The organism is Agrobacterium tumefaciens (assembly GCF_009649785.1).
Lineage (GTDB): Bacteria > Pseudomonadota > Alphaproteobacteria > Rhizobiales > Rhizobiaceae > Agrobacterium > Agrobacterium tumefaciens.
This window is the reverse complement of record NZ_WJOK01000059.1, coordinates 1-1187: the sequence shown is the minus strand read 5'-3', so window position 1 is coordinate 1187 and position 1187 is coordinate 1. Positions and strand designations below refer to the sequence as shown.

Below are 1187 nucleotides of genomic sequence, written 5' to 3'. Positions count from 1 at the left end.
TTGGTTTCGTACCGTTCCCGAGACGAAGGCGCTTTCGCGTTCGCAGATGACCTGAAGGAAAGTCGGATGAAGCTGCGAGCGATCGAGGCTCAACTGGCGGCAGATCTGGACAACGAGACCATCGCAGCAGCTGCATAGCTGCGTTGCACAATAAATGTTATCCCGTTGATCAAAAATCAGGCATAACGCCTTAAGCTGATGCACATGACGGTCACCTCCCAGTTCCGTCGCAGCAGCTGTTCCCCTCTGGAGGTTTAGATCTCCACACTTCATGGGCCGCGGTTTACGCAGGCCCATTTTTTTATTCTTCGATTATCTCGTCGGACGTTCCGAGGGGGTTTATGCCAGGGCGACTTTTTCGCAGACGCTGCCACTTCGCCCATTTTGATAAGTGACGACATCTAGTTGTTGGCGATCTGAATCGCGACTTGAAATTCCTCTTCGTCAACAATATCTGAGCATCACTTCCCGATGAGACGATGTCCTGCTCGCTGCAATCGCCGCGGCGTTTGATATTGTCCCGGGGTACAAAAGAAGGCGCTCCCTTATGGGTCGAGCGCCTTTTTGTTTTGGAGGCGACCTCAAACGCGGTGCTGCATCTTGACCGTAACCGCTTTGCAGCTGAAACCTGGACTATAACTCTTCGTGTGGAAATATGCCGTTTTTTCTGGTGACGCAGACATCGCTGATCGAGGCTCAGGATGAGCAGGAGGCCGCTCAAGCAGGCGTCGCCCGCCTCCGCTCCGGCGGACAGGTCACCGTGTCGGTCAAATCGGATGAAACGACGGTTACGCACGTCGTTATCGCCGCACGGGTCGAACAGCCTCACTAAATCTCACCAACCCAGGGCGTTGCCCCATCGCCTGCTGCTAGTGCTGTCCCCGAGTCTTCCTCTGCTGCACCAGAAGGCAGGAAACTGATCTTAAAGCGTATGCTCGCCGATGGTCTCGCCCTTTTTGGGCGCCGAACCTAGTCTTATCATCGTAGTATTGCGACCGCGGAATTCTACGGTCGTAGGGCGCCGGCCCGAATTGATAAGTGAAAATTGAAAAGAAACAGCAGGAAGGATGAACCGGTCGCAGACCGGTCCTCCTGCCGACGCTGTCGCTCAACCGCCGCCTGCGCGATCCCGGCCGCTTGCCCTTCGCAGGGCTGGTAGCCCCGCTTGTCCCGCGCAGCAGGGATCC

1 protein-coding gene is annotated in these 1187 nt (G+C 55.9%); it reads left to right on the top strand.

Features of this window, described 5'->3' with window-relative positions; translation table 11 throughout:
* The first annotated feature begins 655 nt into the window (after positions 1-655).
* Positions 656-832, top strand: a complete 177-nt coding sequence (locus tag GH784_RS27025; protein WP_153794052.1) for a hypothetical protein — start codon at positions 656-658, stop codon at positions 830-832.
* The last annotated feature ends 355 nt before the right edge of the window (positions 833-1187 follow it).